At 40.7% G+C, this 8,609-nt stretch carries 10 protein-coding genes; 5 read left to right on the top strand and 5 right to left on the bottom strand.

All coding sequences use genetic code 11. The features are described 5' to 3' along the window. Positions 1-1,786: 4Fe-4S double cluster binding domain-containing protein (locus tag F7734_RS59435; protein ID WP_155753542.1), on the top strand; the 1,786-nt coding region annotated here is incomplete at its 5' end. 35 nt (positions 1,787-1,821) lie between these two features. On the opposite strand, the gene F7734_RS59430 is transcribed toward F7734_RS59435, so the two are convergent. After that, positions 1,822-2,043: a helix-turn-helix domain-containing protein gene (locus F7734_RS59430; RefSeq protein ID WP_166482829.1), complete on the bottom strand. Its 222-nt coding sequence runs from the start codon at positions 2,041-2,043 to the stop codon at positions 1,822-1,824. Positions 2,044-2,891: 848 nt separating this feature from the next. Next, the gene (locus F7734_RS59425; RefSeq protein WP_155753540.1) at positions 2,892-3,209 is read right to left on the bottom strand and encodes a hypothetical protein; all 318 of its coding nucleotides are present in this window, start codon (positions 3,207-3,209) and stop codon (positions 2,892-2,894) included. 515 nt (positions 3,210-3,724) lie between these two features. Between F7734_RS59425 and F7734_RS59420 the strand changes: the two genes are divergently transcribed. Continuing rightward, entirely contained in the window at positions 3,725-3,868 is a 144-nt protein-coding gene (locus F7734_RS59420; RefSeq protein ID WP_155753539.1) for a hypothetical protein, read from the top strand. 116 nt (positions 3,869-3,984) lie between these two features. On the opposite strand, the gene F7734_RS59415 is transcribed toward F7734_RS59420, so the two are convergent. Both F7734_RS59415 and F7734_RS59410 read right to left on the bottom strand, forming a co-directional pair. After that, entirely contained in the window at positions 3,985-4,149 is a 165-nt protein-coding gene (locus F7734_RS59415; protein ID WP_155753538.1) for a YqaE/Pmp3 family membrane protein, read from the bottom strand. 124 nt (positions 4,150-4,273) lie between these two features. Then, complete coding sequence (locus F7734_RS59410) at positions 4,274-4,621, bottom strand: translation initiation factor (protein ID WP_155753537.1); 348 nt, start codon at positions 4,619-4,621, stop codon at positions 4,274-4,276. Positions 4,622-4,724: 103 nt separating this feature from the next. Here F7734_RS59410 and trpB point away from each other — a divergent pair, with 103 nt between their 5' ends. The 3 genes from trpB to F7734_RS59395 all read left to right on the top strand — a co-directional run bounded on the left by trpB (position 4,725) and on the right by F7734_RS59395 (position 7,609). Then, complete coding sequence (gene trpB, locus F7734_RS59405) at positions 4,725-5,966, top strand: tryptophan synthase subunit beta (protein ID WP_166482828.1); 1,242 nt, start codon at positions 4,725-4,727, stop codon at positions 5,964-5,966. 346 nt (positions 5,967-6,312) lie between these two features. Continuing rightward, the gene (locus tag F7734_RS59400) at positions 6,313-6,858 is read left to right on the top strand and encodes a CAP domain-containing protein (protein ID WP_155753535.1); all 546 of its coding nucleotides are present in this window, start codon (positions 6,313-6,315) and stop codon (positions 6,856-6,858) included. A gap of 127 nt (positions 6,859-6,985) precedes the next feature. Continuing rightward, on the top strand, positions 6,986-7,609 hold the full coding sequence (locus F7734_RS59395; RefSeq protein ID WP_155753534.1) for a ribonuclease H-like domain-containing protein: 624 nt from the start codon (positions 6,986-6,988) through the stop codon (positions 7,607-7,609). A gap of 63 nt (positions 7,610-7,672) precedes the next feature. On the opposite strand, the gene F7734_RS59390 is transcribed toward F7734_RS59395, so the two are convergent. After that, positions 7,673-8,122: a rhodanese-like domain-containing protein gene (locus tag F7734_RS59390; RefSeq protein ID WP_155753533.1), complete on the bottom strand. Its 450-nt coding sequence runs from the start codon at positions 8,120-8,122 to the stop codon at positions 7,673-7,675. Positions 8,123-8,609 lie beyond the last annotated feature (487 nt).

Here is an 8,609-nt window from a genome sequence, read left to right as displayed (position 1 = left end):
AAAATCCAAAATCCAAAATCCAAAATCCAAAATCCAAAAACCAAAATCCAAAATCCAAAATCCAAAATCCAAAATCCCTATTGCTGCTCCCGAATTCGTGCGGGAAGTTTTAGGAAAAATTATGTTGTGGCAGGGTGATGAACTGCCTGTAAGCGCATTTCCTCCTGATGGTACTTATCCTACAGGTACTGCCAAGTGGGAAAAGCGCAATGTTGCACAAGAGATTCCTGTTTGGGACTCCACCATCTGCGTGCAGTGCAATCAGTGTGTTATGGTTTGTCCTCATGGAGCGATTCGGAGTAAAGTCTACCAGGCAAATGCATTGGATAAAGCTCCAGCGAGTTTTAAATTTGTTGATGCTAAAGATAAAGATTTTGCAGAAGAAAAGTTTACAATTCAAGTTGCTCCAGAAGATTGTACGGGGTGTCAGATTTGTGTGAATATTTGCCCTGCAAAAAATAAAGTTCTCCCAGAACGCAAGGCAATTAATATGGAGCCACAATTGCCTTTGCGAGAGCAAGAACGGGAAAACTGGTACTTCTTTTTAAGTTTGCCAAATCCCGATCGCCGACAGCTTAAACTCACACAAATCCGCCAACAACAACTGCAACAACCGTTATTTGAATTTTCTGGTGCTTGTGCTGGTTGTGGTGAAACGCCATATTTAAAATTGCTAACACAATTGTTTGGAGATCGGGCAGCGATCGCTAACGCGACGGGTTGTTCTTCAATCTACGGTGGGAACTTACCTACAACTCCTTGGACAACAAATGATGAAGGTAGAGGTCCGGCTTGGTCAAATAGCTTATTTGAAGATAATGCAGAATTTGGTTTTGGCTTTCGCTTATCTTTGGATAAGCAGACTGAGTTTGCGATGGAATTGCTGAAAAAATTAGGAAATACAAAACGAGAAATCGGCAATGGAGAAGTTGAACCATTAATTCCTAATGATTTGGTTCAATCTATTTTAACTGCACAGCAAAAGTCAGAGGCAGATATTTATCAACAACGGCAGCGAGTCGAACGTCTCAAATCTTTGCTACATCAGTTAATGAAAACACACTCTTCTATTTCTGATTTTCCTATTGCCGAAGCTAAACAAATTTTAACACTAGTTGATTATTTAGTCAAGAAAAGTGTTTGGATTGTTGGTGGTGATGGATGGGCATATGACATTGACTTTGGCGGACTCGATCACGTACTGGCTAGCGGTCGCAATGTCAATATTTTGGTCATGGATACAGAAGTTTATTCAAATACAGGCGGACAATCTTCTAAAGCCACTCCAAAAGGTGCGGTTGCTAAGTTTGCCTCTAGTGGTAAACCTGCTGCTAAAAAAGACTTGGGACTGATTGCCATGACCTATGGAAATGTGTATGTAGCAAGTGTAGCGATGGGCGCGAAGGCTGAACATACCCTCAAAGCATTTTTAGAAGCCGAAGCTTATGATGGACCATCCTTGATTATTGCGTACAGCCACTGTATAGCTCACGGGATTGATATGGCAACAGCCATGAATCACCAAAAAGAGTTGGTGGAATCAGGTCGTTGGCTGCTTTATCGATACAATCCCGATTTGCAAAAACAGGGTCGAAATCCCTTGCAATTGGATATGCGATCGCCCAAACAGTCTGTGGAAGGGTCAATGTATCAAGAAAATCGTTTCAAGATGCTCACCAAGAACAAACCAGCCCTCGCCAAACGCTTGCTAGAAGAGGCACAAGCTGAGGTAAATGCACGCTGGCAAATGTACGAGTATTTAGCTGCACGCAAAAATCAGGACTGAAAATTTGTCATTTGTCATTAGTCAAGAGTCATTTGTCACCGATTCTTATTAGAGGTAGAGAGATATTCTTTTAAATCGCTACTTCTAATTTTCCAATCTTTACCAATCATCCTAGCTCTAAGCCTTCCCTCGAAAATAGCATCGTGTAGGGTTTGTACAGAAAGCCCGCAGAGTGCTTGAGCCTGTGAGAGTGTGAGCAGAGGCGACTTAGACTCTGTAGGGACAATAGGCTGTTTTTTGTTTGTTTGTAAAAGCATTTTCATCACCTGCAACAAAAAAATACTACAGTCCTTTCAAGGTTTAGTACTAAGCCATTTATTAGTATAAAAAGTACTTTTTCTGGAGAGAGCCTGACTTTTTTTCGCGTTCATAAATATACATCAAGCTTTCATACTGAGATCGATCTTTAACAGCGAATTTTTGCTGTAAGGATCGACTTCAAGACTGTTGTGAAAGCGTTGCTGCAAAAGCAGTACAAAAAGTAGTGCCAAGAAATAAGTACTAGTTTATACATGATATGGATGAAATTTGCGATCCTCAATCCTTAATGACTTAGTAACAGTTGTATCTAGAATTGTGTAGAGAAACCGAAGTTTAAAGCTTGAAGATTAGAACTTCAAACGTGATAGTTACCTGACTTGACGTTTCACCCCAATCTTTAGCCATAGAGACTCTTCACTCATCACCTTTGAATAGGGAGATGTGAGTGAGGACAAAGGATTGATATTCCCCGAACGCTTGCAAATCACGAGATATTTTACAGGCAACATAGAGCTGTGTACCAGCATTCATGAGCTTCTGTCCCATTTGAAGCTAGAACTCAAGCAGGAAAAGCGTTGAGTTCCAATATTAGGATTAGCAGAAAGGCATGATGGTATTTGCCCTGCGAAAATCTCACTATCCGAGACCAGTGTCGCTTTTGCAGTGAAACGGAGATTATCAAAATCAACTTCTGTGTCCCAGACGGTACAAGATGTTAATTGGTAGGATGTCGGTGAATTTATAAATTTTGGTTACAATAATAGCTTGAGCCGCGATTAGACGCTAATATTGAAGTCTCAACTTTTGAGTTGACAGGCACAAGACTATTAAAATTGTATATAGTTTAACCAGTGAGAGGCTGATAACTCAAGCTACTACTAGGAATTACAGGATTTTCAAAACCTACGGTTTCAAAAGGAATGATGGAACTATTCACCATTGACATAATCACATTTCCTTTTTTTATAGGTGGTAACTCTGAGGAAAGTGCCACTTTGTTTGCAGAGAGAACCTCAAAATCTGGTAATTTCAGATCTTGAAGGAGTGTATATTTGATTGTCAGCCGTCGATTATTCAGTTGAGCGAGAAAAAGTGATGGTAGCCACCTCGATATTCTGATGATTTCATCAACTGGGAATAAACAGAGACTAGCTGCTAGCACTGCTTAACTTACCTAAAGTAAGACCCTTTGACGCGCCAGAATTATGTGGTCTTCGACTTTGCAAGCCTATACCAGCATATGACTATTTGCGTTGAGATTACAAGGTTCTTTCGTAGTTTCTCTCATGGGGAAACTGGCTACAATAAGACCAGCTTAATTAGGAAAGTGGCTACACAATTTAAGCCTGTTTTGTGGTATAATGCAAGACTTTTACGAAGTTGCAACAAGCGATCGATGTGACTGACTAGTACATAAAGGCAGAGGGCAAAGGGCAGAAGGTCTAAAAGTTTGTCGGATCGGCTCTTTAAAAATTTTTGACAGACACTTGACGCGAACCATGTCATACTGGGTATCAAGACCAAATAATGCGGGCTGTATTTGGCTTATTGTGCGAGCAAAGCCTGAAGATAGAAGTATTCTGTAGTTAAAGACGTTGAAAAAAAGTATTTGCAGTAACAATTTACAAAATAAAATAAATAATCCAAGTTGCTGGGTATCAACCTCATATTTATCGCATGACCGCTCGCATCCAACTCAAGGCAGCGATCGCTCAACTACTACCAAAAGCAAGAATTGTTCACCTTGCTACTCATGCAATAGCATTTTTGGCTCTCCTGACACAGACGTTTCGCCTTTGCGTCTATAAATCTGAGTCTTAAAGGCAAGTATAAATTAAAAGCTAGCACACAACCTTTAAGGCTGTTGTGCTATGGAAAAACTTGCCTATGTATAAATAAAATTCCGATAGGTAACTTAAAACAATTTGAAATCTAGATTAATCTTGTCTAGCGATTACCCAGATTGCATGAACAAGCCCAAGAATGTAAAATCCAAAAATAGTAAGCAGTAAGTTTATCCAAAAATCTTTACCTATACCTACTTGTAAGAACACACCAAGAGGTGGTAGTAAAACAGCGCAAATTATTCTAACTAAATCCATTGCCCCCTCCCATAAGTATTAAAATGAGCAGGATTTGTATACTCATCAAAGATAGCATTTATTTTTCAACTCATCTGGTTGAACGAGTGCGGTAAACCGTCTAAACCGATCGCCAGACATGATTCTAGCCACCACTTATCTTGGCTTTGTAACCAAGTTTAATTAGTATCTCAAGAATTTTTGGCTTGTGGTCGCCCTGAATTTCAATTTCATTTTCTTTTAGAGTACCACCCGTACCACACTGGGTTTTTAACTGCTTGAGTAAAGCTTGTAAAGTTTCTTGATTTGTTTGAAAGCCAGTAATTACAGTCACGGTTTTACCTTTACGTCCAGCGCGAGTTGCTTGTACCCGCACATTTTGCTTCTCTGGTGGAAGGTCGGGAGTTGCTCTTTCAAAAGCAGCAGAGTTATCATTGCCAAACTCTTGATAGACGAATCGCTTTTCAGGGTTGTTACGATTTGATGAAGACATAAGGTTAACTTTGTAAAGAACCGCTAACAGGTAATCAGTGCTAAGAGAAACAGGCTCAGCAGTATGAGTATAATTAAGGTCGTTCCGTAATTCTAGCTTGTTCGTGAGTACTACTCCCCTACCTTCGGGTTCTCAATCATCTACTGAACTGCCTGATACACTAGGACGCTTTGGTCGCTTTGGTGGTAAGTATGTTCCTGAAACGTTGATGCCAGCTCTTTCTGAGTTGGAAACTGCGTACCAGCAGTATCGCAATGACCCAGCTTTTCAGACAGAACTGCAACAGTTACTGCAAGATTATGTAGGTCGTGCAACACCATTATATTTTGCCGAACGCCTTAGTACACATTATGCAAAACCAGATGGCACTAGACCCCAAATTTATTTAAAGCGTGAGGATTTAAATCATACTGGTGCTCACAAAATTAATAATGCTTTGGGTCAAGTCTTGCTGGCAAAGCGTATGGGCAAACAGAGAATTATTGCAGAAACGGGTGCCGGACAACACGGAGTAGCAACGGCTACTGTATGCGCTCGTTTTGGGTTGCAATGCGTTATTTATATGGGCGTTCACGATATGGAACGTCAAGCTTTGAATGTTTTTAGAATGCGATTAATGGGCGCAGAAGTACGTCCCGTGTCGGCAGGAACTGGTACTTTAAAAGATGCCACTTCTGAAGCAATCCGCGATTGGGTCACAAATGTGGAAACGACCCACTACATTTTAGGTTCTGTTGCAGGTCCTCACCCTTACCCCATGATTGTACGTGATTTTCACAAAGTGATTGGACAGGAAACTCGCGCTCAAGCAATGTCCAAGTGGGGTGGTTTGCCGGATATTATTATTGCTTGCGTGGGTGGTGGTTCTAACGCAATGGGAATCTTCCACGAGTTTGTAGATGAACCGTCCGTGCGGTTAATTGGTGTAGAAGCTGCTGGAGAAGGAGTTAACACCGACAAACACGCAGCAACATTGACAAAAGGTCGAATTGGTGTATTGCATGGGGCTATGAGTTACCTTTTGCAAAGTGAAGATGGGCAGGTTGTTGAAGCTCATTCAATTAGTGCTGGATTAGATTATCCGGGTGTAGGTCCGGAACACAGCTACTTGAAGGATTTAGGGCGTGCTGAATATTACAGCGTAACTGATGAAGAAGCTTTGGCCGCGTTCCAAAGACTTTCACGCTTGGAAGGAATTATTCCTGCTTTAGAAACAGCCCATGCTTTTGCTTATTTAGAAACACTGTGTCCCCAACTGAGCGGTAGTCCCAATATCGTTATTAACTCTTCGGGACGTGGTGATAAAGATGTACAAGCCGTAGCTAAGTACTTGAATCCTGCATAAATAATCCATTGCGATCGCCCTTGGCGCAAGCCGTACCCGGCTTATCGCTTCGGTGCAAGCTTTACCCAGCTTATCGCTCCCACATTTGGCAACACAAAGCGCTAAAGAGCGATCGCACCATTAAATACATTAGTAACAATTTTTGCCAATACTTAAAAGATAAGATTTTAGATGTAAATATATTTGTCTTGAAAGTTCGCTTGAATTATATCAAGCGACTCTTGACGGAGCTTTTTGAATATGCAAATATTTCCTAACTTGCCGATCGCCATCAATCATACTGGTATCGCAAGAAACAAAAAACCAGGGATTGTGTCTCTTAAACTTACACGTTATTTAACACTCCATGTTCCGACAAACTGCTTTTGGCATTGCTTTAAGTATGCTTGTCCTTGCCAGTGGATTACCAACGAGTATACTAGCGGGTTACTCTTCTAAACAAAAAGCAACCCAAAGTAATTCGGTATCAATTCCATCACGCCAGGTTAAATCATTCTCTACCTTTAAAACAACCGATCTGGAAAAATCGGTTTTTGAGCAAATTAATCGGTATCGGGTTTCTAAGGGTTTGCGAAAGCTAGCTTTAAATCCCAGAATTACTCGACAAGCTAGGATTCACAGTCAAAATATGGCCAGACGCAAATCCCCATTTAGTCACCAAGGGTTTAAAAAGAGAGTTGATGCGATTCCCCTTCGCTACAGAAGCGCATCAGAAAATCTTGCTTTTAACCAAGGGTACAGCGATCCGGTTCAAGAAGCTGTGACAAGCTGGCTGAAAAGCCCCGCACATTTAAAGAATATTAAGGGGAATTACAATCTGACTGGCATTGGTGTCGCCACTAACAGCGATGGGGAAGTCTACCTGACACAAATTTTTGTTCGCATTAGATAAATTTAAATTGCTAATGGCTAATGGCTAATGGTTAGTTGCTAGGTCAAAATTATCTTAACTATTAGCTATTAGCTATTAGCCGTTAGCAATTAGATAATATAGATGTTTAACCTAACTGCTCTAATTCATGGAAGATTTTCAGGTTTGCGATCGCGACCTCACTGAAGATACGCTATCCCATTATCTACAAAACGATGAAATTGCCGTAGATACTGAAACGATGGGGCTGATTCCACAACGCGATCGCTTGTGTCTTGTACAACTATGCAACCAAGAGGGAAAAGTTACGGCAATCCGTATTGCTAAGGGACAAACAGAGGCTCCAAACTTACAAAAACTGTTGGAAGCGACAAATGTCCTGAAAATATTTCACTTTGCACGTTTCGATCTAGCCGCGATCCGTTACAACTTAGGCATTTATATCCAACCCGTTTTTTGTACCAAGATAGCCAGTAAGTTAGCACGCACTTATTCCCAACGCCACGGGCTGAAGGACTTGGTGCAAGAGTTGGAAAAAGTGGAGTTAGATAAAACTTCTCAAAGCTCTGATTGGGGAAATGCTACCAATTTATCAGAAGCACAACTGAGTTATGCTGCCAATGATGTACGTTACTTAATTAGTGCGCGGCAAAAGCTTGTCGATATGCTCAAACGTGAAGAACGTTATGAAATCGCCCTAGAGTGTTTTGAGTGTTTGCCAACTATAGTTTCCTTAGATTTATTGCAATTTAAGGATGTGTTTGAACATTAAGTCATTAGTCATTGGTCATTTGTTCATACTAATGACTAATGACTAATGACTAATGACTAGTGACTACCCTTTTTGCTGAGTTTCTGCGTGATTTTTCAAACGATCTACGACGTTGTAGTCATCTGCACCAGCTGGAGTTCTTGATTCGATAATTCCTTCAGTAGGACCTCCTACCGCTTTCCATGCAGCCAAACCGCCTTTGAGTTCAGACACGTGTACAAAACCAGCGCTTCTCAATTGTTGTGCAGCTTGAGCAGTTTGTTCATCGCTTTCACCGTAAACATAGATATCACGGCTTTTTGCTATGGATTCTGCACGCTCTACCAATTCGTCTTGTGGAAAGGGCATTGCACCCATAATGTGACCTTGATTGAAGGCATTGCGATCGCGCACATCTAAAATTGTAAAAGCAGGTTCGCCCCATTCCAAACGAGACTTGAGAACATGAACATCAGACTGTGCGCCGATTGGGGGCTGTTGCGGAATGATATTGTCTACTAGTTTGTTAGTCATGAGTATCCTCTGTAACGTCTTAAACTACCTTGCAAAAGACTTTAGGCGTAAATTGACAAAAGAAATTGCAAGAATTTCATGCACTGAAAGAAATGTACCCAACAAAATGGCTTGTATTGCTCTTTCTGAAGAATGAAAATTCTAAATTTATGCCTAATGGTAGACGGGCTATTAACAGTAACCGATAACCAGTGACCAGTGAATCTCTTTACTTAAAACTAGGGGATTGGAATCGTGAATCAATTTCTTTTTTCCATAAGTAATGCTGCAAGCAGGGCATATGCAACTACTCCTTTTCTGCTCTAAAATTACCAGTGCTACTACGTCTAATGGTCATCTTCTAGCAGTTCGGGAGTCGTCAAAAAAAGTTATTGTTTCAATTCTGTAATTTTTTTAAATTGTAAAATCTTAGCTTGACTTTAGAATTGAAAAATTAGTGAGACAAAGAGCCATGGTTTAAATTGTGCTTTGCATAAAAATAGTATTT

This window comes from Scytonema sp. UIC 10036 (assembly GCF_009725235.1).
This window is presented reverse-complemented; position numbering and strand designations above follow the sequence as displayed.